Annotated in this window: 23 protein-coding genes; 9 read left to right on the forward strand and 14 right to left on the reverse strand. The window is 68.1% G+C overall.

Translation table 11 applies throughout. From position 1 onward, the window contains the following. Positions 1 to 34: 34 nt before the first annotated feature. On the forward strand, positions 35 to 1,240 hold the full coding sequence (locus R3E10_08750; protein ID MEZ4415832.1) for a VWA domain-containing protein: 1,206 nt from the start codon (positions 35 to 37) through the stop codon (positions 1,238 to 1,240). A 64-nt stretch (positions 1,241 to 1,304) separates the two neighbouring features. Here the strand turns inward: R3E10_08750 and R3E10_08755 are convergent, their stop codons facing one another. Next, positions 1,305 to 1,823, reverse strand: a complete 519-nt coding sequence (locus tag R3E10_08755; GenBank protein MEZ4415833.1) for a DinB family protein — start codon at positions 1,821 to 1,823, stop codon at positions 1,305 to 1,307. A 140-nt stretch (positions 1,824 to 1,963) separates the two neighbouring features. Then, a complete protein-coding gene (locus R3E10_08760; GenBank protein ID MEZ4415834.1) occupies positions 1,964 to 4,864 on the reverse strand; it encodes an FAD-linked oxidase C-terminal domain-containing protein in 2,901 nt (966 codons plus the stop codon). A 175-nt stretch (positions 4,865 to 5,039) separates the two neighbouring features. On the opposite strand from R3E10_08760, the gene R3E10_08765 reads away from it, so the two are divergent. From R3E10_08765 to R3E10_08790, 6 genes are all read left to right on the forward strand, one after another. Further along, positions 5,040 to 6,203, forward strand: coding sequence for an aminotransferase class V-fold PLP-dependent enzyme (locus R3E10_08765; protein ID MEZ4415835.1), 1,164 nt, complete (start codon positions 5,040 to 5,042; stop codon positions 6,201 to 6,203). A 53-nt stretch (positions 6,204 to 6,256) separates the two neighbouring features. Beyond that, positions 6,257 to 7,990, forward strand: a complete 1,734-nt coding sequence (locus tag R3E10_08770; GenBank protein ID MEZ4415836.1) for a histidine kinase — start codon at positions 6,257 to 6,259, stop codon at positions 7,988 to 7,990. Beyond that, positions 7,987 to 8,655 (forward strand): response regulator transcription factor, encoded by a 669-nt coding sequence (locus R3E10_08775; protein ID MEZ4415837.1) that lies wholly within the window; start codon positions 7,987 to 7,989, stop codon positions 8,653 to 8,655. The genes R3E10_08770 and R3E10_08775 overlap by 4 nt, the downstream gene beginning before the upstream one ends. Positions 8,656 to 8,862: 207 nt before the next feature. Further along, a complete protein-coding gene (locus R3E10_08780) occupies positions 8,863 to 11,049 on the forward strand; it encodes a TonB-dependent receptor (GenBank protein ID MEZ4415838.1) in 2,187 nt (728 codons plus the stop codon). Positions 11,050 to 11,263: 214 nt separating this feature from the next. Next, positions 11,264 to 11,581 carry an SMR family transporter gene (locus R3E10_08785; protein MEZ4415839.1) on the forward strand — a complete coding sequence of 106 codons (318 nt, stop codon included), beginning with the start codon at positions 11,264 to 11,266 and terminating at the stop codon, positions 11,579 to 11,581. Between the two features lie 107 nt (positions 11,582 to 11,688). Continuing rightward, positions 11,689 to 12,420 carry an SDR family oxidoreductase gene (locus R3E10_08790; protein MEZ4415840.1) on the forward strand — a complete coding sequence of 244 codons (732 nt, stop codon included), beginning with the start codon at positions 11,689 to 11,691 and terminating at the stop codon, positions 12,418 to 12,420. A 69-nt stretch (positions 12,421 to 12,489) separates the two neighbouring features. Here R3E10_08790 and R3E10_08795 read toward each other — a convergent pair whose 3' ends face one another. Next, entirely contained in the window at positions 12,490 to 13,275 is a 786-nt protein-coding gene (locus R3E10_08795; GenBank protein MEZ4415841.1) for an MBL fold metallo-hydrolase, read from the reverse strand. Next, complete coding sequence (locus R3E10_08800; protein ID MEZ4415842.1) at positions 13,272 to 14,072, reverse strand: MBL fold metallo-hydrolase; 801 nt, start codon at positions 14,070 to 14,072, stop codon at positions 13,272 to 13,274. The genes R3E10_08795 and R3E10_08800 overlap by 4 nt, the downstream gene beginning before the upstream one ends. A 127-nt stretch (positions 14,073 to 14,199) precedes the next feature. Between R3E10_08800 and R3E10_08805 the strand changes: the two genes are divergently transcribed. Both R3E10_08805 and R3E10_08810 read left to right on the forward strand, forming a co-directional pair. Beyond that, positions 14,200 to 14,556: a hypothetical protein gene (locus tag R3E10_08805; GenBank protein MEZ4415843.1), complete on the forward strand. Its 357-nt coding sequence runs from the start codon at positions 14,200 to 14,202 to the stop codon at positions 14,554 to 14,556. Between the two features lie 144 nt (positions 14,557 to 14,700). Further along, the gene (locus R3E10_08810) at positions 14,701 to 16,197 is read left to right on the forward strand and encodes a carboxypeptidase regulatory-like domain-containing protein (protein ID MEZ4415844.1); all 1,497 of its coding nucleotides are present in this window, start codon (positions 14,701 to 14,703) and stop codon (positions 16,195 to 16,197) included. Between the two features lie 84 nt (positions 16,198 to 16,281). On the opposite strand, the gene R3E10_08815 is transcribed toward R3E10_08810, so the two are convergent. The 10 genes from R3E10_08815 to R3E10_08860 form a co-directional block, all read right to left on the reverse strand. After that, positions 16,282 to 17,091, reverse strand: a complete 810-nt coding sequence (locus R3E10_08815; GenBank protein ID MEZ4415845.1) for a phosphate ABC transporter ATP-binding protein — start codon at positions 17,089 to 17,091, stop codon at positions 16,282 to 16,284. Further along, entirely contained in the window at positions 17,084 to 17,857 is a 774-nt protein-coding gene (locus R3E10_08820) for a phosphate ABC transporter ATP-binding protein (GenBank protein ID MEZ4415846.1), read from the reverse strand. Before R3E10_08820 ends, R3E10_08815 begins: the two co-directional genes overlap by 8 nt. Next, the gene (pstA, locus tag R3E10_08825) at positions 17,854 to 18,723 is read right to left on the reverse strand and encodes a phosphate ABC transporter permease PstA (GenBank protein ID MEZ4415847.1); all 870 of its coding nucleotides are present in this window, start codon (positions 18,721 to 18,723) and stop codon (positions 17,854 to 17,856) included. The genes R3E10_08820 and pstA overlap by 4 nt, the downstream gene beginning before the upstream one ends. A 2-nt stretch (positions 18,724 to 18,725) precedes the next feature. Beyond that, positions 18,726 to 19,652 (reverse strand): phosphate ABC transporter permease subunit PstC, encoded by a 927-nt coding sequence (pstC, locus tag R3E10_08830; GenBank protein ID MEZ4415848.1) that lies wholly within the window; start codon positions 19,650 to 19,652, stop codon positions 18,726 to 18,728. Further along, positions 19,649 to 20,737: a PhoU domain-containing protein gene (locus R3E10_08835; protein MEZ4415849.1), complete on the reverse strand. Its 1,089-nt coding sequence runs from the start codon at positions 20,735 to 20,737 to the stop codon at positions 19,649 to 19,651. Before R3E10_08835 ends, pstC begins: the two co-directional genes overlap by 4 nt. Before the next feature lie 103 nt (positions 20,738 to 20,840). Then, the gene (locus tag R3E10_08840; GenBank protein ID MEZ4415850.1) at positions 20,841 to 21,710 is read right to left on the reverse strand and encodes a phosphate ABC transporter substrate-binding protein; all 870 of its coding nucleotides are present in this window, start codon (positions 21,708 to 21,710) and stop codon (positions 20,841 to 20,843) included. 215 nt (positions 21,711 to 21,925) lie between these two features. Next, positions 21,926 to 22,462 carry a hypothetical protein gene (locus tag R3E10_08845; protein ID MEZ4415851.1) on the reverse strand — a complete coding sequence of 179 codons (537 nt, stop codon included), beginning with the start codon at positions 22,460 to 22,462 and terminating at the stop codon, positions 21,926 to 21,928. A gap of 194 nt (positions 22,463 to 22,656) precedes the next feature. Beyond that, the gene (locus tag R3E10_08850) at positions 22,657 to 23,682 is read right to left on the reverse strand and encodes an alpha/beta fold hydrolase (protein ID MEZ4415852.1); all 1,026 of its coding nucleotides are present in this window, start codon (positions 23,680 to 23,682) and stop codon (positions 22,657 to 22,659) included. A gap of 2 nt (positions 23,683 to 23,684) precedes the next feature. Then, positions 23,685 to 24,521: a PP2C family serine/threonine-protein phosphatase gene (locus tag R3E10_08855; GenBank protein ID MEZ4415853.1), complete on the reverse strand. Its 837-nt coding sequence runs from the start codon at positions 24,519 to 24,521 to the stop codon at positions 23,685 to 23,687. After that, complete coding sequence (locus R3E10_08860) at positions 24,518 to 25,903, reverse strand: protein kinase (protein ID MEZ4415854.1); 1,386 nt, start codon at positions 25,901 to 25,903, stop codon at positions 24,518 to 24,520. The genes R3E10_08855 and R3E10_08860 overlap by 4 nt, the downstream gene beginning before the upstream one ends. Between the last annotated feature and the right edge of the window lie 42 nt (positions 25,904 to 25,945).

Here is a 25,945-nt window from a genome sequence, read left to right on the forward strand (position 1 = left end):
TCGGTCTTTCGCATCACCGTTGGAGGAAGCATCCATGTCCATCCGCTCACAGCGCGACACCTTCACTGGCCCCGGGCCCGCCTGGTCCAACGAGCGTGGTTCCGTCGTGCTCTTCGTCGCGCTCGCCATGGTGCTGTTGCTCGGGATGAGTGGGCTGGCCGTGGACATGGGGCGCGCGTATCTGAGCCGCGCCCGCATGGTGCGGGCCGTGGACGCCGCAGCGCTCGCCGGCGCTCGTGTCTTCCGCAGCGGTCAGGGCCAAGCGCGCCAGCACGCGCTGGCCATCGCCCAGGCGAACGGGCTGGGGAACGGCAACCAAGGACCCAACCTCAGTGTGCAGTTCGGCCAGAACCAGTTCGGTGAGAACACCGTGCAGGTGACGGCCTCGGAGACGATGCCGACGCTGCTGGCGCGGGTGTTGGGGCGCACGACCGTGGACATCCGGGCGCGCGCCGAAGCGGCGACCCCTCCCGTCGACCTGATCCTGGTCATCGACCACTCCGGCTCGTTGCAGCAGGCCGGCGCCTGGGGCGATCTCCAGGATGCCGCGCGCTCCTTCGTGCAGAAGTTCGACGACAATATCGACCAGATGGGATTGGTCGGGTTCAATACGCGGGCCACGCAGCGGGTCTGGCTGACGGATCACTTCACCGGTTCCATCACCAGTACCATCAACACCATGACCTCTGCGGGTTGGACCAATACCGGGCAGTCGCTCAAGTACGCCTACGACCAGCTGACAGGCGGCGCAGTGCGACAGCGCTCCGTCAAAGTGGTCGTCTTCTTCACAGACGGGCGGCCCACGGCCTTTCGCGATGTGATCGGACTCCCGGGATCCGAGCAGGATCGAGTGATGGCAGTCGGCGAGACCGGCAGCAACGTGGTCGGGTATTGGGACGATCCGCTCAACACCCTCCCCAACCAGGGCAACCCACCCTCCGTGGATGGGTGCGCCAACTCCTCCAATTGCTTCGGCTATTGGAACGGCGACCTCGCCCGCACCAAGGCGCACGACGATGGGCGGACCTGGGCCAGCGCGATCCGGGGTGACGGGGCCTACATCTACACCATCGGCCTGGGATGGGCGGTCGAGTCCTACCTCGACGAGTTGTCCAACGAGGGCGGGATCTCCGATCCTGGTCAGCCGCGCGGGCGCACCTACGTGGCGCCCACGGCCGCGGATCTCGATGCCGTGTTCGACCTGGTGGCGTCCGACATCTTCGTCCGCCTCGCCTCCTGAGTGGGGCCGGACCCCGGCGCTGGCTTACTCCAGCGGGACCGGGGCAGCGAGCGCGAGGATACCGTCAGGCCGCGCCGTAGCGCTCCCGCAGGAGTCGCTGGTGGTGGCGTTCGTGGCCCGCCGTGACCCAGATCAGTGCACGAACGGTCACCTCGTAGCCGTTGGCAACGCCGCGGCGCATCGCGACGTCGGAACCCAGCCCTCGGAAGGTCTCCAGGTTGGCGGCCCGTAGCGCACGCCACTCGCGCAGGAGGTCCTCGAGAGGACGATCCCCTGCGTTGGACGCCTCCGCCCAGATGTCCTGATCGAAGCCCGGAAGGGGTGACGGGTCGCTGCGCGCGAACCAGAGCGCCCGCAGCGAGAACACCCACTCCGCGTCGATGATGTGCCCGAGCACCTCGCGCACGCTCCACTTGTCCGGCGCATAGCGGTACGCTTCGCGGTCGGGCAGGAAGGTACGGATCAGGCGTTCGGTCTCCCCGATCTGCGTCGCCAGCAGGTCGAGCACATCTCCGTCGGGGACCTGGTCGATGTAGGTCGCGTAGTACGGCAGGAACTCGCCAGCTTGAGGTCGGTCGAACATGGATGTGCACTCGGGCGTCGGGAATGGAGAAGCGAGAAGATCCGTGTCCGCTGGAGCCCACGCAAGGCAGCTCCCCCGCCGCGTCGACGGCTCCGGCCGGGACTCTGGCCTACGAGTCGGACTGCGCTGGAAGCGTGAGCCTACCCGAGCGCCTCTGCCAGAAGACGGATGGCATGTACCGCGGGGATGCCGGTAAGGTCACCGATCTGGTGGCGACAGCTGGTTCCGTTGGCGACCACCCGTTCACCGTCCCGCAACTGGCCCAGCAAGGGCACCAGGTCGAGCCCGGCCATCTCCCGTGAGATCTGGGCGTGCTCGGCCTCGTAGCCGAACGACCCGGCCATGCCGCAACAGCCACCGGCCAGCGGCTCGACGTGCACGCCCGGGATCAAGCGCAGCATGGCCAGGGTGGCCGCCTCCAACCCGAATGCCTTCTGGTGGCAGTGGCCGTGGACCCGCACACGGGTGCTCGGGATCGCCGACAGCTCGAGGGCCAAGCGACCGGCCTCGCGCTCGCCTGTCAGAAACTCGTCCACCAGCAGAGCCGGCGCTTCGCGCAGGGACGGTTCCGGGAGGAGCGCTGGCCACTCGTCGCGCATGGTGAGGACACAGGAGGGCTCCAGCCCCACCACGGGGGAGTGGGGAGAGCCGGCGCGCGAGAGGGCTTCGGCAAAGCGCGTCGCCTCGGCGCGGGCTTCGTCGATCATGCCCGCGGAGAGATAGGTACGGCCGCAGCAGTAGGGTCGCTCGCCTGGCGCCCGAGGAAGCGAGCGCACCTCATAGCCGGCCCTGCGCAACACATGTGTGAGCGCGCGCGCGTTCTCCGGATCGAAGTACCGGGTGAACGTATCCACGAACAGCAACACGTCACGCTCCCCGGACGATGCCCGTCCCGGCCCCAATTCGGCCTCGCTCCACGGGTCGGAGCGCCAACGCGGCAACGCCTGGGCTCGCGCCACCCCCAATACACGCTCGAGCAGCCGCGCGGCAGAGGGGGAGCGGGCCGGGAGGTTCGCGAGGCCCGGCAGACGCGCCATCCAGGGCGCCAATCTCGGCAGGTGGGCGAAGGCGCGAGTGCGGACCGACACTCCGTGCGCGAGACGGCGTTGGTGCAGCACCTCCGTCTTCATGCGGTTCACGTCCACGCCGGCAGGACACTCCTGACGACACGCCTTGCAGCCCACGCACAGATCGAGTGCTTGCGCCACTTCCTCCTGCACCAGCTCATCGGGGCGGAGCTGACCGGAGAGCGCGAGGCGCAACACGTTGGCGCGCCCGCGGGGGACGTCGGCTTCGTCTCCGGTCACCCGGAACGAAGGACACATCACGCCAGGCTCGCGCTTGCGGCAGGCGCCGTTGTTGTTGCACGCCTCCGCTGCCGCCAGAAACGAGCCCCAGGCACTCCAATCGAGCCCGGTGAGCACGGGGAGCTCCCGGTACGCGGGTCCGTAGCGCAGCAGCCGGCGGTCGTCCATGCGTGGTGGATCGACGATGATTCCGGGATTCAGCAAGCCGTTCGGATCGAAGGCTGCCTTGATCTCGGCGAAGGCCCGTGTGAGCCTGGACCCCAGCATGGGCCCCAGGAACTCCGAGCGTAGCCGCCCGTCGCCGTGTTCGCCTGAATGCGATCCTCCCAGGTCTCGCACGATGTCCAACATCGCCTCGGCCACCGTGCGCATGCGACCGAGATCCTCATCCGTCTTGAGATCCAGCGCGGGTCGCACGTGCAGGCAGCCCACGGACGCGTGCGCGTACCAGGTGCCGGTCAATCCATGGGCATCGAAGACCTCTGTCACCCGCTCGGCGTACTCCGCAAGGCGCTCCACGGGAACCGCGCAATCCTCGAGGAAGGAGACGGGTTTGCGACTGGAGCGTGTCGCGGTCACCAGGTTCATGCCCGCCCGGCGCAGCGCCCAGATGGACTCCTGGAACTCCGGCGTCTCCGCGCGAACCAGCGCGCGGGGGTGCCCACGCTCATCGAGCAACTCCACGACCTCGTCGAGGCGTCGCCGGAGTCGGTCCCGCTCAGGGCCCTGAAACTCGACGAACAGCAATGCGTTGCTCGCGCCTCGCGCCAGCCGCTCCACGGTGGCCCGGAACTGAGGTAGCGCCCAGGCGCGCTCGATGACGGTCCCGTCGACCAGCTCGACTGCGCTCGGGCTCAACTCGACCAGGGCGGGAACCGCGGACAGCGCCGCGTGTAGCGTGGGGAAGCGGCAGACACCGAGCACGCGATGCGCCGGGAGGGGTGCCAGCGCCAGCTCGATCTCGGTGAAGAGGCCGAGCGTGCCTTCCGATCCCACCAGGATGTCGCCGAGCCCCCGTCCATCCGGCTCGACACGATGCAGATTGTAGCCAGCCACGTGCCGGGGCACTCGCGGAAGCCTGCGCTCCAACTCTGCGTCCTCTCGGGCCCGCAGCGCAGCGAGGCGCCGGCGCAGGTGCTCGGGAGCTCGGCTTGCGCCCACCTCCCCTCCTCGGCGCGTGCGGAACTCCGCGTGAGAACCGTCGGGAAGCAGCGTGCGCAGGGCCCGCACGTTCTCCACCATGTGACCGTACACGATGGAGCGCGCGCCCGCAGAGTTGTTGCCGGCCATCCCCCCGATCGTCGCGCGCGATCCGGTGGCCACGTCCACGGGGAAGAACAGGCCTTCCGGGCGTAGCGCTCGATTGAGGCGATCGAGCACGATGCCCGGCTGCACGAGCGCCGTGCGTCGGGTCGAATCCACCTCGAGCAGCTGATGCAGGTGTCGGCTCACGTCCAGCACCAGGCCCGGACCGATGGCTTGGCCCCCCTGAGAGGTCCCGGCGCCGCGCGGCGTCACCGACAACCCCTCCGTGCGCGCCATGGTCAGGGCCGCCTCGAGATCCTCTCGGCTCCGGGGCTTGGCCACCAGCAGGGGGAGGACCTGATAGATCGATGCGTCCGTCGCATACATGCCACGCGTGCTGCGGTCCCAGTGCACCTCGCCACTGAAGACACGCATGAGGCGCTTGCCCAGTGAGCGCGCGCGCCGTGTATCGTTTGTACCGTTCTTCACACGAATCGAGTTGAAGGGTGCATCAGGATACGGGGTGGACGGGCAGGCCGCACCGGGCGCGGGAGCAGGAACCGGGCCCGAATCGGGGCCCTTGACGGCGGCCGGCCGGAAGCCGGATGCTGCGCCCTGATCCCCGTCCTCTCCGGCCGCGGATCCACCTCCGACCCCGACCACCGTGACCTATCGCCCCGGCCGCCACCTCCTGCAGCTCCCCGGCCCCAGCAACGTGCCGGACCGCATCCTGCGCGCCATGCACAGGAACACGATCGATCATCGAGGCCCCGAGTTCCAGGCGCTGGCCCGGCGTGTCCTGGACGGCATGAAGCGCGTGTTCCGTACGGAGGGACGCGTGTTCATCTATCCATCCAGCGCCACGGGCGCCTGGGAAGCGGCGATGACCAACACCCTTTCGCCGGGCGACCGGGTCCTCTTCTTCGATCGGGGTTTCTTCGCAGAGGCATGGTCCAGAGTGGCGGCCCGCCTGGGCCTGGAGGTGGTGAAGGTCCCAGGGGATTGGCGAACCGGCGTGTCGGCCGCCGACCTGCGCGCCGCGCTGCGCGCGGACCCCGAGCGGCGCATCCGCGCCGTCATGGTCGTCCACAACGAGACCTCCACCGGTGTGACCACGGAGCTGCCCGCGCTGCGCGCCGTGTTGGACGAGCTGGCGCACCCCGCACTGTTCCTGGTCGACGCGGTCTCGTCCCTGGCCGCCACCGAGTACCGGCACGACGAGTGGGGTGTCGACGTGTGCATCTCCGGCTCGCAGAAGGCGCTCATGCTCCCTCCGGGCCTCGCGTTCGCCGCGGTGGGGCCGCGCGCTCTCGAACGAAGCGCGCAGGCAACCCTGGCTCGCTCGTACTGGAGCTGGAGCGAGCAGATCCGCTTCAACGACGACGGCTACTTCCCCTACACGCCGGCGACCGGCCTGCTGTTCGGTCTGGACGAGGCCCTGCGCATGCTGGAGGCGGAAGGGCTGGAAACCGTGTTTTCTCGCCACGCACGCTTCGCCGCGGCCACCCGCAGCGCCGTCGCTGCCTGGGGGTTGGAGACCTACAGCACCCGTCCATCCGAGCACTCCAACGCGGCCACCACCGTGCGCGTGCCGGAGGGCCACTCGGGGGATGCGCTCCGGCGGGTCATCCTGGAGCGGTGGGACATGTCCCTGGGCAGCGGGCTCGGTCCATTGGCCGACCAGGTCTTTCGCATCGGGCATCTGGGCGACTTCAACGACCTGATGCTGATGGGAACTCTGAGCGGAGTCGAGATGGGGCTGCGCGCCGCCGGGGTGCCCCATCGCAGCGGCGGGGCCCAGGCGGCGCTGGAGCACCTTTCGGCGTGACGCCGACGCGCGGGCGCTCGACACGCCCCCGCCGTTCGCCCTACGATTGAGTCATGAATTGGCACGTGCCCGCGGGGGCCCTGGACGAGTTGGGCGCCACGCTCCTGCAGCTGACGGTGACCATCGGCCTGGGCTTGCTCTGCCTCGGCCTCTTCCTGCGGTACCGCAAGCCCTATTTCCGTTGGTGGGCGCTGGCCTGGAGCCTGTACGCGCTGCGTCTGCTCGCCATCCTCTCCTTTCTGCTGAGCGAGCACTCGATCTGGTTGTTCTGGCACCAGGTCATCACCGGGTGGACGGCGTTGACGTTGCTCTGGGCCGCGCTGCAGTTCTCGCGGCGGCCCGAGTGGAGGTGGAGCTACGCCTGGCTGGCACTCTTTCCCCCGCTGTGGTCCTACGTGGCCATCTACCGCCTGGAGCACTTCATCTGGGCGGCGCTCCCGGCCGTGCTCTTCCTGAGCCTGGCCACGCTGTGGACCGGTGCGGTCTTCTTCGTCCATCAACGCCGCGTGGGCTCGCAGGCCGCTCGTTGGCTGGCGGTCGCGTTCGCGCTCTGGGCGCTTCACCATCTGGACTACCCGCTGCTCCGCGCTCAGGGCGCATGGACCCCGTGGGGCTACTATCTGGACATCGTCTTCGAGCTCAGCGTCGGGCTGGGCATTCTGCTGCTCGTCGAAGAGGACCTGGCCCGGGGGCTGGAGACGCTGTCCGCCCTCTCCGGGGACCTCCAGCGCGCATCGGCCGGCGGAGACGTGCTGAGCGTGCTCGTGGGTCGGCCGCTGACACTGCCGGCAGTGCGGGGCGCCGCCCTCTACCTTGCCGGGGAGGGCGGTGGCTACCGGATCGGCGCAGGGGAGTGCGCCGGATGGGAGACCCAGCAGAAGAACGGTCCCATCGAGGCCGGGATCCGTCGCTCTCTGGAGACGGGCGTTCCCGAGCGCATCCGGCTCGGCCATCGTCGTACGGAGGGGTTCGTCTCCGTTCTACCCATCGTGAACGGCGCCCGGATCACGGGAGCCCTCGTGATCCTCAGCGCGGCTCGTGACCCGTTCACGGCGCTCGACGACCGTTTCCTGGCCGCACTCGGACAGCAGATGGGCACCGCCCTGGAGAGCGATGCGCTGCACCGACGCCTGAGCGAGCGGACCGAGGCGTTGGAGCGCCTATCGGTGGGCACGGTGCGCCAACACGAAGAGGAGCGCCGCCGACTCTCGAGAGAGCTGCACGACGAAACCGCCCAGGTCTTCGCGGCGCTCAGCCTCGAGCTCGGAGCGCTGCGCGAACGGGCTCCCGCGGAGCTGGGCGACGAGTTCGACACGGCCTTGGGCCTGGTGGGAAGCGCCATCACCAGCATCCGCTCGGTGGCCGAGCAGCTTCGGCCTGCCCTGTTGGACGATCTCGGCCTGTTGCCCGCCTTGACGGCCCTGGTCGACGACTTCCGGTCGCGGGGCGGTCTGACCCTCACCACCGAGTTTCCGAGGGACCTCCCGGACCTCAAGCCCGACGCGGAGCTGGCGCTGTTTCGCGCCTTGCAGGAGGCGCTGTCCAACGTGGCCCGCCACACTGCGTCCGCCGCCGCCCATGTCTCCCTGCGGCGCAACGGCCGCTCCGTCCTGCTGGAGGTCGCCGACTCCGGCGGCACACGCCTCCACGGCGCGGTGGAGTCAGGCGGATCGGGCCTCGCGGGACTGCGCGAGCGCCTGTCCTCGGTCGGAGGCACACTGAACTTCGATCGGGACGACAGCGGATCGCGCGTCCAGGTCGTCCTCCCCATCCGTGCGGAGTCATGAGCCAGACATCGACACCTGCCATTCGCATCGTGATCGCCGACGATCACGCCGTCGTTCGCGAAGGGATTCGCCGCGTGCTCGGTCAGGCCGCCGATCTCGAAGTGGTGGGCGAGGCAGCGTCCGGGGCCGCCGCGGTGGAGCTCGTGGAGCGGACGCGGCCGGATGTGGTCATTCTCGACGTGACCATGCCGGAGGGCACGGGCCTCGAGGTGACGCGACAGCTGCGGGCCGGCGGCTGCAACTCGGGGATCCTCATCCTCAGCATGCATGAGCGCCCCCAATACGTCCTGGAAGCGGTCCGCTCCGGAGCCAACGGTTATGTCCTCAAGGACACGCCTCCCAACCAACTACGCGATGCGGTGCGTACGGTTGCCCGTTGCGAGGAGTACTTCCCGCACTCCGTGGCTGGAACGCTGGGGGAGGCATTGGAACGGGAGGCCGAGTCCGAGGAGTTGCAGGGCCGCCTCGCCCAGCTCACCCCCCGTGAGCACGAGGTCCTGGTGCTCATCGCGCGAGGAAGCACGAACAAGGAGATCGCCGAGTCCCTGGGAATCAGCCCCCGTACGGTCGAGACCCACCGCGAAAGCCTCATGAACAAGCTGGAGGTACGCACCGTGGCCGGGTTGACGCGCCTCGTGATCGAGATGCGCCTCGACGAAGCGTAGCGAGCCCCTGCACAGGTGGGGCACTCCCCGGATCGGGGGCGCCGCACCCGCGCCCCGTGTGGGGCTTCCCACACATCCGTACAAGTACGGATGCATCCCTCCGTACTCCCCCGAATGCCCGCCTTCCCCGACCGCTTCTAGCTTCAATCATGTTCGGAGTGAGCGTGCCCGTTCGCTCCCTATCACATCGCTGAAGGAACCGGTCTCGTGTACGCGCCCAAGAAGACCGTTCGCGGTCTGCTCAAACTCTGCTCGACCCTTCCTCTCTTCGTCCTCGGTTCCGTCCTTCCCCTCGATGCTCAGCTGCCCATGCGGTCGGACAGCGTCCGAGGCGACACGCTGGTCTACCTGCTGCGAGGCGTGGAGGTGACGGCCACTCGCACCGCCCGCGAGGTCTTCCTCACGCCTGCGTCCGTCAGCGTCGTCACCGCCATCGACTTGCGAGAGAAGAGCGCTGAGAGCGTCACCGATCTGTTCCGCACGCTGCCCGGCTTGGATGTGACGGGCGTCGGCGTCCAACAGCCCCGCCCCGTGATTCGGGGACTGCGCGGACAGCGCATCCTCCTCCTCCAGGACGGCATCCGACTGAACAACGCGCGCCGGCAACAGGACTTCGGGGAGGTGCCCGCCCTCACGGACATCAACACCGTCGAACGCGTGGAGGTCGTGCGGGGTGCGGCGTCCGTGCTGTACGGCACCGACGCCATCGGTGGAGTCGTCAACGTGATCACCAAACGGCCCGAGGAAGCGGGAGTGCATGGCCTGCTCGGGTATCGCTATGGCTCGGCGAACGAGCTGCACCGGACCACGGCCCGTGTCTCGGGCCGGGAAGGCGCACTCACCTTCGAAGCGGGGGGGTCGTGGCGCACTGCGGGCGCCTACGTCGCTCCGGCCGGCACCTTCGGCGACATCACGCTCGTGGGGGACCAGGCGGTCGCCAACACGGGCGTGGACGACCTGGGACTGGACGCGCGACTGTCCTACCAGCTCGCGCCGGGGCACGAGGTCTTCGTTCGCGGCGACCGCTACCGGGCCGACAATGCCGGGTTCGGCCTGGTCGAACCGGACGCCTACGCCCCAGGCACACCACGGATCGAGATCACGTATCCGGATCAGCGCTTCAACAAGATCAGCGCCGGCTACATGGGTCAGGGAGCGTGGGGCTTGGCAGACCGAGTGGAGGTGGTTGGGTATGGACAGAAGAACGAGCGGAGCCTGGCCTTCGACTTCTTCCAGGGATTCGGACCGCAAGCTCCTCCCGGTGCCGGCATCACGATCGATACGGACAACTTCACAAACCTCGTGACCTTCGGCGGGCGGCTCGAAGCCAAGAAGCTGGTCTCCAACGTCCTGCTCACCTATGGAGTCGATGGCTTCCATGATCGCTCGGAGAACACCGACCACTCCGTGACGACCGTCTCGGGATTTGGGCCTCCCCAGGTGGAGGAGAGCTCGCTCTCCAACGTTCCCGACGCGACGTACCGCTCGCTGGGCGCCTTCGCCCAGGCCGAGTTCGAGCTGACCCACCTGACGCTCATCGGCGGCGTGCGCGCCCAGAGTCTCAACGCGTCTGCGCAAGCAGCACCCGCGCTCGGCCTCGGAGCGGTGGATCGCAGCGACCGGGCGGTGGTGGCATCGTTGAACGCCATCGTGCCCCTGGCCGACGAGTGGAGCCTGGTGGGGACCGTGGGCCGCGGCTTCCGCTCCCCGAATCTCATCGAGTGGTTCTTCGAAGGTCCGGTGCCGGAGGCCGGAGCCTATCAGGTCCGCAATCCCGACCTGCAGGCCGAGACCAGCGTGAGCGTGGACCTGGGCGTGCGCTATCAGGGACCGCGCGCTTCCGCCGAACTGTTCGCCTTTCGCAATCAGCTCAGCAACGGGATCCGTACGGAGGTACGGGGCGACACCATCCAAGGACTGGCAGCCTTCCAACCCACCAACATCGACAAGCTGACCTACGAAGGGATCGAGGCCTCCGCACAGCTCGGACTGGGCGCCGGCTTCACCGCCGCCGGCACCTTCACCCATCTGGCCTCCAAGGACGTGCTGCGGCCGGACAACCCCACGGGTGAGTCGTTCTCCAACCGGATCACCGGCACGCTGCGCTGGGACGAGCCGCAAGGTCGCTTCTTCGCTGCCTATGACGTCCGTCACAACGGCCAGCAAAAGGACGTGGATCTGGCCAGCAACCCGCTCGGCGACATCCTGCCGGCGTTCACGGTGCACGATGCCCGCGTCGGCGCCCGCCTGCGCGTGGGCCAGCGTTCCGAGGAACGCCTCACCCTGGGGGTGGCCAACCTCGGGAACGCGCTCTACGCCGAGTTCTCCAACGCCAGCTTCTTCCGGCCCGAGCCCGGCCGCAGCCTGACCGTGACGCTCGAGTCCGTGTTCTAGGCGCCGGCACCCGCTCAGGGCACCCCGCGTTGGGAACGCCCCCGCTCCGGGCGGCGGCCGGGAGGCCGTCGCCCGAGGACCCCCCGGCCACCAGCCCCTCCGGCGCGTACGCCGGCTCCGGAGGCGCCATGACCTCCTGGCGTGCCCTTTGGCGCGATATGGGCAAACACCCCGTCGCGGCTTCGCGATGCGGGCCCTTGTTCCAGGATGGTCTATGTTCGCCCTGTCCACGCTGCTCGCAGCCCTCTGCTTCAGCGTAGCCGGCTATTTCATGAAGCAGTCGGCGGGACTGACCCAAACCGCGCCCACCATCGTGATGTTCGTTCTCGTGGCGATCGGAGCGGCCGCTCAGGCCGTCGCCATGCGCCACCACGAGATGACGGCCACCTACGTGGTGGTGCTGGGCGTGGAAGCCGTCACGGCCATGATGCTGGGTGGCTTGTTGCTGGGGGAGCGCCCCACCCTCGCGCATCTGGCCGGAACGGCACTGGTGCTGTCCGGCGTGATGGTCCTGCACGCCTCCAGCGTCTAGAGAAGCAAGGACGCCAGGGGACGCCTGCACACCGCTCCCGGCCGTGTGCCGTCGCCTCCGTCCGCCATTAGCTTCCGAGCTCCCGTTCCCACCGGAGCCGGCTTCCCATGTCCACCACGACACCATCGACGCATCTTCGCAGAACCGTCCTGATCACGGGCGCGGGCGGTGCGCTGGGCACGCATGTGAGCCACGCGTTCGAGGCGGCAGGGTGGCGGCTGGCACTGGCCGCCCACACCAGCCAGCAACGGGAGCGTTTGCAGGGCGAACATGCTGGCGCCGCCGTCGGAGTGGTGGATCTCGGTGACGAAGACGCTGCCCGCACGGCCATCGCCGAGCTGGTCGGCAACGCCGGTGGCGTCGACGGGTTGGTCAATCTCGTAGGTGGGTTCGCCATGAGCGACGCCCGCTCCAGCACTTTGGACCAACTCCGCCATATGCTGGCCGTCAATCTGGAAGCGCCGTACAACGCGATTCGGGCCACGCTTCCCCACCTGACTCCAGGCCGCAACGGCTTCATCATCGGCATCGGCGCCGCCCCCGGACTCGACGGTGCCGCCGGGATGGGCCCCTACGCAGCGTCCAAGGGAGCACTGATCGCGTACCTGCGCTCGCTCCGCCTGGAGCTCGCGCGCGAGGGGATCCGGGTCTCCCTGGTCCACCCGTTGGGAGCGTTCGATACGCCTGGGAACCGCGCGGCCATGCCGGACGTGGATCCTGCACTCTGGATCGACCCGGCCGACATGGCTGCGAGCATCCTGCACCTGGCCGAGCGCAGCGGGCGTGGCGCCATCGACGAACTGCGCGTGCTGACTCCGCCCCCGCCCCTGTCCACGTGAAGCGCGGCCGCGGGGGCTCCGTTCGCAAGGACACCCGCGACGACCGGCCCGCCTCCCCGGTCGCTTGAGTCAGATCGGAGCGCCGCGCGCGCGGTCGCGTTCGACGATCCGTCGCACACCCCGCTCCAGGCGCCACAGATACTCCGGCAGGTCCTGTCCCGCGATGGGGTGTCCGTGGATCGGCGCCACCCACTCGATGGGATTCTTCTCGAAGAGGTGACGAAGCGTCGACATGAGCTTGCCAGGGTCGACGAAACGCAACCAGGAGACGGCGTCCGTGTGGAAGCGCTCGATGGCCTCTTCGGAGATGCCCTCCGCGAAGTCCCGGGAGGTGCGCGTGCGGTGCTCGGGGCGGTGGTAGGAGCCGAAACCGTCGGCCACGAACAGGACCCGCGAGAGCTCGTCGTAGATCCAGCTCGTATGGGAGCGATCCGCCAACGGCGGGTCGAGAAAGCGGATGGGCCGCCCCAGCACCGCTTCGCGCCCGCCGATGTGCACACGCGTCGCGTAGGGGAGCCCCTGGATCCCGGGGTCTCCGCACGACGCCACGATCTCGAAGTCGCCCCAGCGCTGCCGCAGGGCACCGATGTTGCCCGAGTGCGGGTAGTCCGAATGGGAAAGGATCAGCGCGCGCACTCCATCGCCACCGGTGACCTCCTGGATCGCCTCCAGGATGGTGTGGCGATGGTGGAACGAGCCCGAGTCGATCACGATCCACCCAACCGCCGACCGCAACAGATAGACGGCGACGTGTTCGTGCCGCTCGGGTGCCAGGGCGAACGATTCCGCCACCCAGAAGACCTCCTGGGTGAGCGCCACCACGCGGGCGCTGTCCGTGGAGAACCCCTCCGTCACAACACCCCCACCCGGCCCGTGGCGAGGATGTGGCGGGGCACGCCCTGCATGAGATCCAGGTAGCGATCCACGTCGGTGCGCATCACCGGTCCATGGGCCGGGGCGATCATGCGTGGGCGATAGTGGTCTCGAATGTGGCGCATCTCGGCTTCGACCCGCTCCGCGTCGACGTACTGCAGCCAGAAGAGCACGCGCGCGTGGAATTCGTAGAAGCGGTCTTCGTCGACGACGTCCAGCTCGTCCATGAAGCTCAGCCCCTCTCCGTCGAGGAGGGGCAGCCCCATCCAGTCCACGGTGAACAGGGTGCCCGTGACGTCCTCCGACATCCACAAGGAGATGGCCGCGTCCAGGAACGAAGCCTCGTGGAACCGCACCACGAAGCCCCCCAGATCGATGGCGTCGCCCTCGCCCACCTGCCAGGCATGATCGAGGTGATAGAGCGCGTGTCCCTCTCCGTAGCGCGGGGCCACCAGGCGGGCATCCGGGTATCGACGCAGGATGGCGAAGGTGTTGGCCGCATGTGGGACGTCTGGATGCGAGACCACCAGATAGTCGAGCGTGCGACCCTCCAGCACCCGCTCCAGCTCCGCGATCACGTGCTCGGCCGCCGCAGGCGAGAGCGTGTCGAACAGCAAGGTGCGCTCTCCGGCCAACAGGAAGGCGTTCTGCGGGACGAACACCTCGCGCTCGGGGGTCACCCACGCAGCCTGGCGGCTCGAGGCGGTGCGAACGATCCCTGGTCGGGAAGGGCCCAGCTCCTGGATCCAGTGCAGGCCCGGCATGATCAATCGGCTCACGCGGCTACGATACCGGGAAGGGCACCGCCGGAGCCAGGGCCCCGGTCTTCCCGCATCCCTGCCCTGCCCACCGGAACCCACCCGGGGGAGGCGGGTCTGTAGCGGCGGGTCCACCTCTGGAGGCGCCATGCGCAGAGCCACGCTGCTGCTTCTCCTCCTCGCGCTGCCGTTGGGGTGCGCAACCCCGCGCTCCGACGTCTTCAGGGACGAGACGCGGGACATCCGCATCGACGTGCTCAACCTCAACTTCTCGGACGCGACCCTCTGGGCGCTGCGCGGAGGCGAGCGGATTCGCCTGGGGATCGTCCGCGGGAAGCAGGAGGAGAGCTTCGAGCTCTCCTGGCCCGTATCTCTGCCCCTGCGCGTGGAAATGGACTTCCTCGCCGGACCGCGGTGCGTCACAGGGCAGCTGTCGGTCGATCCCGGCGACGTGATCTACCTGGAGCTGCACGAGGATCCCGCCCGCGAGTTCATCTGCCGCTGACCCCGCGCCCCACTGGCTGGGCCTGCGCCCTACCTCGGACGCCGCGACCCTCCTGACCCACCGGGGTACCCGGCCAGAGGTTACAGACCGGGCACCCGAGCGTACGTTTCTGGGACCGGTCCCGCTCTGCCCGAGGAGGCCTCCGTGCTCCCATCCCGTTCCCTCGCAGTCCTGGTAGCGGCGCTCACCACGGCTTCGGCGGCGTTGGCGCTTTCCGCGACACCCGCCACCGGGCAGGCCTCGCTGGCCACACTCTCGGGGGTGGTGTTGGACGCCGAGGGGCGCACCGCCGTCGAGGGCGCGGAAGTCGTGGTCCTCGGCGCGAACCTGCGGGCGCTCACCAGTCCGCTCGGCGAGTTCCGCTTCGAGTCGCTTCGTCCCGGGTTCGTGGTTCTTCAGGTGAGTCACCCGGGGTACCGATCGCGCACCGATACGCTCGGGGTGGCGCCAGGAGAGCGGGTCGAGGTCCGCTTGACGGTGAGCGTCGCGGCCATCGAGCTGGAGCCGATCAACGTGGTGGCGCGCCGGAGCACGTTGGGTACGGGCATCACAGGCCGCTTTCCTGGTATGACTCGCACGGAGATCGAGAAGATCCTCCCTCGCGTCAGCAACCTGGCCGACCTGGTCCAGAACACGACCGTACCGGTGCGGGTGAAGTACTCGGCCATGCCGGGCGAGCGTCCCGCCTACTGCGTCGAGCACCCACGCGTGCGCACGGGACGCTTCGAGGGCAGTCAGTCAGGCACCTGTCTCACCATGAATGTCTACGTCGACGGACGGTTGCAGGTCGATCCGCTCTACGCGCTCGCCGACATTCCACCGGACAACATCGAACGCTTCGAGGTCCTCTCGCCGCTCGACGCAACGACGCTGTACGGGGACGCCGGGCACTGGGGCGTCATCCTGGTGGAGACGCGCAGCGGCACGGGAGTCACGGAACGTCGCCTCCCGGTATACGCCAGGGACGACGCTCCCTTCAGCTTCGCGATCACGATGATCGGGTCCTCACCCAACGACGTGTACGATGGGGAAGCGGTCGTCACCTACCAACAACTCATCACCACCACGCGCTACACGGAGCGCACCTCGTGGCGGCCGGGACTTCGCGTGGCCGCTCGGGCCCGGCCCTTCGGGTGGTTTCCGGAGCTCGAGTTGTCCGGATTCCTGCTGTCCGGCTCCTCGGAAGCGTCATTCCTGGGCGCCGGCGTGGCCTTCGAACAGCACTCGTTCCGGACGGTCGGGCTGGAGCTGGCGGCGCGGCCTCGATTGACCCGGGGCCCCAGTTGGGACCTGAGCTTCCTGGCGGGCCCCGTGATCGCCTGGGAGCGTTTCGCGGTCGAACGTGCCGGCGTGTTCGCGGCGGCCCCCGGACTGGGCGAGCTCATCGCCGGCCACATGGACCGCACGTGGGCGACCATCGGGGCCGTGGTGGGAGCCGACTTCGAGTACGTCGTGCATCCGCGGGCCAGCGTGTTGGTAGGCGGTCGCTGGCGCGGCTTGACCCTCGGGCAGCCAGGCGCCGACATCACCCAGGCGCAAGCGCAAAGCGGCGCGGACGCATTTCAACTCCCCCAGGCCAAGAACCGCGCGGGTCGCCGCTCGCTGGAGGTGGGGCTTTCCGTGCGGACGGGCGGGTCCTAGGAATAGAGTCCGGAGCACAGTGCCCGGTCCTGGCGCGGCCGGGCCCCATCCGACCCTGCCGTAGCGGCTCTCGCCCCATCCGACTCAGCCGTAGCGGCCCTCGATGTAGTCGGCCGTGCGCCGATCGTCGGGAGCCAGGAACATCTCCTCCGTCTTCCCGTGCTCGATCACCTTCCCGAGCAGCATGAAGACGCATTCTTCGCTGGCCCGACGCGCCTGCGCCATGTTGTGGGTCACGATCAGGATCGTGTACTCCCCACGCAACGACCAGATCAACTCCTCCACCGCCGCGGTGCCCTTGGGGTCGAGCGCCGAGCAGGGTTCGTCCATCAGCAGCACCGCGGGCTTCACGGGCAGGAGGCGGGCGATGCACAGCTTCTGCTGCGCCTCCAGCGACAGGCTGGTGGCGCGGCGATCGAGGCGGTCCTTGACCTCGTCCCACAGCAGGACTTCGGTCAGCGCGCTCTCCACGATGCGATCTTCTTCCGCGCGGGACAGCTTCTTGTCCTTCTCGTGGAGCCGGTACCCGAACAGGACGTTGTCGCGAATGGAGAGCGGCAGGGGGTTTGGGCGCTGGAAGACCATGCCCACCTGCTTGCGGACCTGGACCAGCTCGACGTTCGGCGCCAGCACGTCGTGCCCGAGCACCTCGATGCCCCCCGTGGTTCGCACATACCCCAGTCGTTCGACGATGCGATTGCAGCTGCGCAGCAGCGTGGACTTGCCGCACCCCGACGGACCGATCATCGACGTGATGATGCCACGTTTCACGCCCAGGTTCACGTCGAACAGCGCCTGGAAATCGCCATACCACAGGTTCAGGTCCCGGGTCTCGATGGCGTAGGCGCTCTGGGGAGCCCCACCGGACGGGGCAGGTTGGTTCGGCTCAGCCAAAGCGCCCCTCCACGTAGTCCGCCGTACGGCGGTCCTTCACCCCACCGGTAAAGAGCGCCTCGGTCTCGGCCACCTCCACCAATTCCCCCGTCAGGAAGAACGCCGTACGGTCGGCCAGTCGGCGCGCCTGCTGAACCAGGTTGGTGACCAGGATGATGGTCAGCTCCTGCCTCAGCTCCTTGAGCACGTCCTCGATGCGCATGGTGGTCACCGGATCGACCGCGATGGAGAACTCGTCCAGAAGCAGGAGCTCCGGATCCTGGGACAGCGCCCGCGCGATCGTGAGTCGCTGTTGTTGGCCTCCGGACAACAGGCTTCCCAGCGACCCCAGACGGTCCTTCACCTCGTCCCAGAGCGCGGCGCGCCGCAGGCAGCGTTCGACCACCTCGTCCAACTCCGCCTTGGCCTTGACCCCCGCAAGGCGGGGCGCGAACGCGACGTTGTCGTAGATCGAAAGCGGAAGGCCGACGGGAAGGGGGAAGACCACGCCCACTCGCTTGCGCAGCGCAAAGACGTTGCGCCACTTGCGGACGTCCTTCCCGTTGAAGCGGACCTCCCCCTCGACCGCCATGTTGCGGTCGAACTCGTCCATGCGGTTGAGCGCACGCAGAAACGACGTCTTCCCGCTCCCGGCAGGCCCGATGATGCCGAAGATCTCGTTCTCCTGCACATCGAGGGTGACGTTCCTGAGCGCGGCCCTCCCGCCGTAGCGGATGGTCAGGTCACGCACCTCGAGCTTGGGCCGGGCCGCCCGCACCACGCTCACCACTTCCGGCGGTTGCGGAGGTACATCCGGAACGCGATGGACAGCGCGTTCATGGCCAGCACCAACGAGATCAGCACGAGCGCGACCCCGTAGGGCAGCGCTTCGGGGACACCCGGCACCTGGGTGGACACCGCGAAGAGGTGCAGGGACAGCGCCATGGTCTGGTCGAAGACCCCCTCCGGCAGGAAAGGCACGAAGAAGGCCGCACCCGTGAACATGATCGGCACGGTCTCCCCGGTCGTGCGGGACACCTCCAGGATGATTCCAGTGAGGATGCCGCTGATCGCGTTGGGCAGCACCACCTTGCGAATGGTCTGCCAGCGCGTGGCGCCCATGTTCCAACAGGCTTCCCGGAACGCCTGCGGCACCGCCTGCAGCGACTCACGCGTGGCCACGATCACCACAGGCAGCGTCATGACCGCCAGCGTGAGGCTGGCCGCCAGGATGCTGGTGCCCAGGCCGAAGAACAACACGAAGGCGCCGACCCCGAACAGCGCATGCACGATGGACGGCACGCCGGCCAGGTTGATGATGGCGAGGTTGATGATGCGGGTGAGCCAGTTGTCGCTGGCGTACTCGGACAGGTAGATCGCTGCCGCCACACCGATGGGTACGGAGACGGCCAACGCGACGCCGACCAGCCAGATCGTCCCGACCAACGCCGGAAAGATGCCGCCCGCCCGCATCTGGTCGGTGGGCTCGCTGGTGAGGAACTCCCACGAGATGGCGGGCCCGCCGCGCACGATCAGCACGCCCAGGATCAGCAGCACGGGTACGACCAGGATCAGCGTCATGAGCAGGAAGAGCATCTGCATCAGACGCTCGGTCCGCCGGTCACGCTGGTTGATGGAGGTGGCCTCGAACATCGTCACTTCTTCCGGACGCCGCGGATCACCAGATCCGCGATCAGGTTGATCGTGAAGGTCACCGCGAACAGCAAGATCCCCAGTGTGAACAGCGCTCGGTAGTGATCGGAGCCCTGCGGGGCCTCACCCAGCTCGGCGGCGATGGTGGCCGTGAGCGCCCGCACCGAATCGAAGGGGCTGGTGGGGATGTGGATGGAGTGCCCGCTCGCCATCAGCACGGCCAGCGTCTCACCGAAGCCACGGCCCACGCCCAACAGTACCGCACCCGCCAGGCCGTTCTTGGCCGCGGGTAGAACCACGTGCCGGATCATCTCCCAGCGGGTGGCGCCCATGGCCTCCGCCGCTTCCCGGTAGTGGTCGGGCACGGCCTTCAGCGCGTCCTCGGCGATGGTGGTCATGATGGGCGCCGCCATCAGGCCCAGGATGATCCCCGCGTTCAGCACGTTGAGGCCCACCGGCTGGTTGAAGAGCTCGATGATGAGCGGGTTCATGATGGACAGACCGATGAAGCCCCACACCACCGAGGGAATGGCCGCCAGCATCTCCACCAGAACCTTCAACCACTCGCGCGTGCGACCGCGCGCGAACTCTGCGATGTAGATGGCGGCACCCAGCGAGAAGGGCACCGAGACCACCATGGCCAGGCCGGTCACGCTGGCCGTGCCGGCGATCAACGCCAGGGCACCGTACGTAGGATTCCGCGAGGTGGGTCGCCAGGCCTGCGAGCCGAAGAACTCCGTGAAGGAGAAGCGACCCGTAAGGAAGGGCAACCCTTCCTTCGTGACGAACACGAAGATGCCGATGACGAAGACAATGCCGCTGATCCCGCCTGCGAAGACGATCAGTTGGACCAGGCGGTCGATCCACCAGTCCATCGTCCGCCGATCGAACTCGGCAGCCTCCTCCGACGGATGTGCGACTTCGCTCACCGGCTGGTCTCGATACCCAGGGTCTCCATGAGCTTCGTCACCTGCTCGGCCACGGCCCGGTAGAGCGAAGCGTAGCGCTCCTCCTCAGGCAGCGCCGCGGCCTCCTTGACGGCCCCGGATAGATCCCAACGCAATGTGGCCGTGCGGAAGGGGATGTCCTTGATATGGTCCGAGGCCTTGGCGCCGATCGCCACGATGACGTGGTAGTGCTTGGGCACGTCCAGCGCTTTGGCCAGCGGCACCGGGGCCCCCTCCACCTGGATTCCGCGTCCGCGCAGGAACGACACCAGGCCCGCATCGAACGTCCCCGCGGGCGCGTACCCCGCGCTGCGGAAGCGACCGCTGTCGGGGTAGGCTTCCTGCGCGAACCCCTGGGCCATCCGGCTCAGGAGATCACCGCGCTCGTCGAAGAAGAGGACGCGATAGGTCTTGGCGCCCTTGGCCTCACCGGTGACCTGGAAGTAGGTCTGCTCACAGAGGTTCTCGGCCTGATCGGCGACCCGCTTGATCACGCGCGCCGCCAGCAGTGTGCTGAACAGGTCACGCGTCTGACGCTCGTCCCGGTCGCCGGCCCGCGTGAGGTCGGTATATGCGCGCAAAAAGGTCGGCTCGACCTGTTTGGCCATCCCTTCGGCCTGCGCGGCCATGGTGGTGTCGCCGTTCACGAAGGCTTCGACGGCCGCCCGCAGTGTGGCCACGGCCTGTTCACCCAGCATCTGAAGGTCGGCGCCCACGCTCTCTGGCACCGGCGCCGAGAGTTGGAGCATCTCTCGGCAGGCCGTCACCGCATAGTCGCCGATCCGCTCCAGGGCGACGTTGACACGCAATACCGAGGAAACGAAACGAAGATGGCCCGCGCTTGGCAGATGTTTGACGACGAATACGTGACAGAGATGGTCCAGATCCTCGATCTGCCGGTTGACCGCACGGTCACGAAGGATGGTACGGTTGGCCAGAGTGCGATCGTGAGTGGTCAGCGCCTGCACGGCATCCGTCACGTTCTCCTCGACCCACTTTCCGACCTTGGCCACCCCGGCCCGGAGGGCCTGCTCGTCCTGCTCAAGCCGCTGTTCCAAGTGCGACATACGACTCCCCGACGTCCTCGGGCCCCGCCGCTCCGTGGCCCTCTTGTGATTCCGGGGCGTCCCCGACTGGGGACGCCCCGGGACATCCTACGTGGTTCGTGCGTCAGGCGCAGGTCACCGACTGTGCGGGAGCGTACCCCTGCTCGAGAATGATGCACTGGCCGGCCTGGCTCTCGATCCAATCGATGTACTCCTTCACCGCCCCGGTGGGCTGGCCGGAGGTGTACATGATCAGCGGCCGGGCGATCGGATAGGTGCCGTCGAGCGCGCTCGCCACCGAGGGCGCCACGCAGCCCCCGTCGTCGGTCTCGATGCAAGGCATCTTCACGTGGTCGGTCGCGTAGGCCAGCCCGGAGTAGCCGATGGCGCAGGGCGTGTTCTCCACCAGGTCCACCACGTCCTTGGAGCCGTGCATGTCGCGGGTGCCCAGCCGGAAGTCACCGTCCTCTCCCAGGACCGCTTCGCGGAAGTAGGCATAGGTCCCGGAGTTGTTCTGCCGGCTGACCACGATGATCTCGTCCGACGGACACCCGGGCACCGTGATCCCGAGCTGGGACCACTTGGTCACCGTTCCGCCGTCCCCGTAGATCTCCTTCAGCTGTGCCCGGGACATCTGGGTGATGGGGTTGTCCTGGTGCAGGAAGATGGCCAGCGCGTCGAAGCCCACGATGTATTCGATGGGATCGTGCCCGTTGGCCCGCGCGGCCTCGATCTCCTCAGAGGTCATCTTGCGGCTCGCGTTGGCGATGTCCACGGTGCCGTTGATCATCGCCGAGATCCCGGTCCCGGAACCGCCGCCGGTCACGGCCACCGCGACATTGGGGTTGACGGTGCGGTAGGCCTCTGCCCAGGCCTGGGCCACGTTCACCAGCGTGTCGGATCCCTTGTTCTGGATGACGGTGCGCTCGCCCCCCTCACGGCCACCACCGCAGGCCAGGGTGAGCAGGACACCGGCGAGCACGGTCTTCTTCATGGTCACTCGGGGTGGTGCGGACGGCCCGGGTCGGTCCCGGACTCGGCGCAAAGATCCCGGCGCGTCCATCACCGTTCAAGGTTCATTTGGTAACGGAACCGTGACGACGCCGGAGGGCAGTCGGGCGGCGCCCGCGAAGGAACGGATGTTCCCGCGCGGACGCCGACGGTCGACCCTGGACACAGGAAGCTCAGCCCCACGTGTGCAGGGCTTCCTTAGCGGGCAACGCAGAGGTCACCGTCGAACGTAGTGTGCCCGCCCTCGCTGCTGAACACGCCGGTCCCGGTCGCACCGGCGAAGCGTCCCGTTCCACCCGTGAGCTCGTAGTCCCCGAGGCCACCGGCGACCGGGCCCGGAAAGAAGTCCCCCGTGTACGTGAAGGCGAGCTGATCGCCGTTGGCCGCGGTGAAGGACCCACCCCCATCGAAGACCGCCGTGGTCGGCGACGTGAACGTGACCAGGAAGTTGGCCGAGGAGGAATAGCGCCCGAGATGCGTGGCCTGTCCCTCCGCGTCGACGGTGATGTCGAGCGGAGCGGGTGGTGGCCCCCCGTGGATCTGTACCGATCCCGGAGTGCCACTCACCTTGAACGGAACGCAACGGGGAGCCCCTACGGGCCCCGCCCCCGCGGCGGACGCGGCTGCCTCCAGCCCCCCCGACGGGGTTCGGCCGGGGAGGATCGGGCCGTCCCCACACCCGACGATGAACCCAGGCACCAGTACTCCCGCGATCGCGAGCGAGCGCTTCAGCATGATCTCCTCCTTGGGATTCCGGATCCACGCAGCGCCGGCATCGGGAGCGATGCGGGCCGCTTGGGAGGAAGCTCGATCCTGCGAGAGTGGGGCGGAATTACAGGAAGGTGGGATCGGGGCCGGCCGGGATCCCGGGATCCCGGATATCAGTAGTCGACCAGCCCCCGATATCAGTAGTCGACCAGCCCCCGATATCAGTAGTCGACCAGCCCCCGCTCCAGGGCGTAGCGCACGGCCTGGGCCCGTCCGGCCACTCCGAGCTTGGCGTAGATGTGGGTCAGGTGTCGCGTGACCGTATTCACGCTGATGAAGAGCCGCTCGGCGATCTCCGTGTTCTTCGCGCCTTCGACCACGAGGCCCAGCACCTCCCGTTCGCGCGGAGAAAGCTCCTCGAGGCCACTCGCCAGGCCCTCGCCCCGCCCGACCAGCGCGAGGACCGTTTCCAGAGCGTCAGCGCCGGGCGTGCCGCGCTCCGTGTCGCACACGACGAGACGCGCACCGGGGATTCCGGCAGCCAGCTCGCGGTTCCGCTCTTCGCTGGCGAGCGGGTTCGAGCGGTCGTGGAAAATCAACGTCGGTGCGTCCACCTGTTCCAGGTATTCGTCCACGTCCCACTCCCGCCGCGCCCGCAGGAAGGCCAGGAACTCGGCCTGCGTTGTCGCTTCCCGAGTCACGGCCGCCCAGCGTCGGGCCTCGTCCGCGTCACGCCAACCGAGAGCGGCTTGGCTCATCGACTCGGTGAAGAGCTCCCAGTCGGTGGCCGCCATCTGAAAGAGGGCCTTGAGTCGCGGTGCTTGGCCGTGCGCGGCATCGCGGGCAAAGCTGCTCCACAACACCAGATGCGACACGCGCTCCGGGTTCTGTGCCGCCCAGGCAATCGCGGGGAGGCCGCCGCTGAGCCAGCCCAGCAGCACGATGGGCTCCGTGGACACGGTCTCGACGATGGCGTCGATGTCGCGGACCAGCGCGTCGATGGACTGGGTGCTGCCGTCGCGACTCGAGAGTCCGCCTCCCCGATGGTCGTACCGTACCAGGGTGAAGTGGCGCGCAAGGCTCTCGTACCAACGCCGCATGCCCTCCACCGCCCACTCCGCCCGTGCGTGGCCGAGCTGCACGTTCGGCGTGTGTACCAGCACCGGTCCCCGTCCGAGCTTCCAATACGCGACGTCTACGCCGTCGCGACTGCGTGCGTAGCGGATCGACGGAGGACTGGAAGGCATGGTCAGCCCGACGTGCCTCCTGGCCCCCTCGCACGCGTCCGTCGGGGACCGCGGTAGAGGATCAAGGTGAGATCGTCCTCCTTGGAAGGCTGTCCCTCGTGCGCCGCCGCCATGCGTGCCGTGCACAGCACAGACAGCTCGTTCATGGCCAGCCGCAAGGGCCCTTTGCGGATGCGCTCCACGATCTCGGCTTCCTTGAGGTTGTCGAAGAGCCCGTCGGTCCCCAGCAGAACGGTATCCTGGGAGGCGAGCGGCAGCGGAGGACTGACGTCGATCCGCATCTCGCGATTGCCGACGTGGTTGGAGATCACATGGCGCTCCTCATGGAAGATCGCCGAATCCCCATCCAGCACGCCGGACGCGACGGCGTAGCCCACCGGGGAATGCGAGACGGTGCGATACTTCACGCGACCCCTACTCCCCACCAGCCACATCTCGGAGTCGCCGGCATGGTAGGAACGAACGATCCCCCCCTCCACGGTGACGACCGCCAGCGTGGTGGCCGCGCCCACGCCGAGATCGAGGATGGCCGTGTTGGCTTCCTCGAACCCCTGCATCACGCGCTCCCGCAGCGGTAGCTCCTCGCTGCCCACCACCCGCGCCATCTGCTCGAGCGCGAGATGGGAGGCGATCTCTCCGCCGCGTGCCCCTCCGACGCCGTCGGCGACCGCCAGCACCCATCCGCCGTTCTCGATGGGAATGACTGCGGCCGCGTCCTCGCTCTCGCCGCTCACCTGCGGGTGACGCTGGCAGAGGACGCCGATCCGACCCTCCTCCCCTTCGAAGGAGTCGATCAGGCCCTCACCGTTGTCCCGATAGATCCGAGGATCCGGTCTCATCCGGCGTGCGGTCCCAGGCCGCGGGCACACCACGGACACCAACTCCAGTAGGAGCCGTAGACTCCGTTCTTGCACGATGGACAGCGCTGCCTGGAGCCCGGCACCGGCCAGCTCCGCCGCACTTTGCTGCGACACCAGGGGCAATAGCGCATGAACGGCATGAGCTCCTTTCGTGAACAGGAGGCGTTGGAGCAGGTGGCGGTGTAGCGGCGATCGGAATACCGCCGACCACCACCGTCTCCGATCGAGGGTCCGTAGCACCAGGCGCAGTACTTCCAGTCCTTCTTCACGCCGCGGCCGCAGCGGGGGCAGTGCGCCGGGAAGCGGGACTCGCCCAGCACCTTGTCCAGTTCGCGCCGACACCAGGGACAGTGGTGCATGGCGGCGCTCACCGGTCCTTTGCAGCCGGGGCAGGCGTGCACGGCCTCCAGGTCCTTGCCGTGCTCACGCTTGAACTGCCGGAAACGAACCTCTTGCCAGTGATTGCCGTTCTGCGTCTTCCGCTGGCGCCGGGTACGTCGGCGGGTCACATGCCCGAGCGCTCGCGGCTTGAGCCGTTGGAAGGCCGCGAACATCTGGTCCGCATCGCGGTAGCGGTTGCGGCCATCCACCTCGATGGCGCGAAGGATGAGGGCCACGAGATCCGGGTGCAGCCGCTCGAGCAGACGTTCCTCGCCGGGCAGGGGTGGATCGAAAGGCCACTGTGGCAAGCGCCCGCTGAACAGGCGATACAGGACCAGCCCGGCAGAGAACACGTCCGACCGCAGCGAAGGTCGACCCATGGCCTGTTCCGGGGCGATGTAGCCGACCGTCCCCGATCCCGACCCCTGGATGGTCCGCTGCACCACCTTGGCGATGCCGAAGTCGGTCAGCCGCAGCCGGCCCCGTGGGAAGAGAATGAGGTTCTCCGGCTTGACGTCGCTGTGCAGGATGCGCCGGCGGTGCGCATAGGCCAGCCCGTCCAGGAGCTGTTCCGCGTAGCTCAGCGCCATCTTCGTGGACAGGCGGGTCTTCAGGCGATCGTGAAGCGTCTCCTCACCGAGCGGCGTCGCGATCACGAAGTGCCCCTCGACGATCTGCGCGTTCTTGATCGGCAGGATGTTGGGGTGATCCAGGGCGGCCACCAGGCGGGCCTCGTGGCGGAAGACGCGCAACACCCGTTCGTTCATCAAGCGCGCGTGCGGCACCTTGAGCGCCACGCGCACGCCCTCGACCGTGTCCATGGCCTGGAAGACGTTCGCGAAACCGCCGCTGGCCAGCCGCTTCTCCAAGCGGTACTTGCCCAGACGCTGGCCGCCTCGGAGGGGCTTGGGCTCCTTGTGTACGCCGGGCCGATCCATGGGCAGGGGGCTGGTGTTCCTGGTGATGCGCTCGTTCCACACGCGCGCCCTATACTAGCAGGTCACCGCAAAAGTGGCGTGCCC

The organism is Gemmatimonadota bacterium (assembly GCA_041390105.1).
In the GTDB taxonomy this organism is placed as follows: Bacteria; Gemmatimonadota; Gemmatimonadetes; order Longimicrobiales; family Gaopeijiaceae; genus JAGQIF01.

Excerpts from the sequence above, each read along its gene's own strand:
- R3E10_08750 (MEZ4415832.1), top strand. The coding sequence starts at position 35 with ATGTCCATCCGCTCACAGCGCGACACCTTCACTGGCCCCGGGCCCGCC.
- R3E10_08755 (MEZ4415833.1), bottom strand. The coding sequence starts at position 1,823 with ATGTTCGACCGACCTCAAGCTGGCGAGTTCCTGCCGTACTACGCGACC.
- R3E10_08770 (MEZ4415836.1), top strand. The coding sequence starts at position 6,257 with ATGAATTGGCACGTGCCCGCGGGGGCCCTGGACGAGTTGGGCGCCACG.
- R3E10_08775 (MEZ4415837.1), top strand. The coding sequence starts at position 7,987 with ATGAGCCAGACATCGACACCTGCCATTCGCATCGTGATCGCCGACGAT.
- R3E10_08785 (MEZ4415839.1), top strand. The coding sequence starts at position 11,264 with ATGTTCGCCCTGTCCACGCTGCTCGCAGCCCTCTGCTTCAGCGTAGCC.
- R3E10_08790 (MEZ4415840.1), top strand. The coding sequence starts at position 11,689 with ATGTCCACCACGACACCATCGACGCATCTTCGCAGAACCGTCCTGATC.
- R3E10_08805 (MEZ4415843.1), top strand. The coding sequence starts at position 14,200 with ATGCGCAGAGCCACGCTGCTGCTTCTCCTCCTCGCGCTGCCGTTGGGG.
- pstA (MEZ4415847.1), bottom strand. The coding sequence starts at position 18,723 with ATGTTCGAGGCCACCTCCATCAACCAGCGTGACCGGCGGACCGAGCGT.
- R3E10_08835 (MEZ4415849.1), bottom strand. The coding sequence starts at position 20,737 with ATGTCGCACTTGGAACAGCGGCTTGAGCAGGACGAGCAGGCCCTCCGG.
- R3E10_08840 (MEZ4415850.1), bottom strand. The coding sequence starts at position 21,710 with ATGAAGAAGACCGTGCTCGCCGGTGTCCTGCTCACCCTGGCCTGCGGT.
- R3E10_08845 (MEZ4415851.1), bottom strand. The coding sequence starts at position 22,462 with ATGCTGAAGCGCTCGCTCGCGATCGCGGGAGTACTGGTGCCTGGGTTC.
- R3E10_08850 (MEZ4415852.1), bottom strand. The coding sequence starts at position 23,682 with ATGCCTTCCAGTCCTCCGTCGATCCGCTACGCACGCAGTCGCGACGGC.
- R3E10_08855 (MEZ4415853.1), bottom strand. The coding sequence starts at position 24,521 with ATGAGACCGGATCCTCGGATCTATCGGGACAACGGTGAGGGCCTGATC.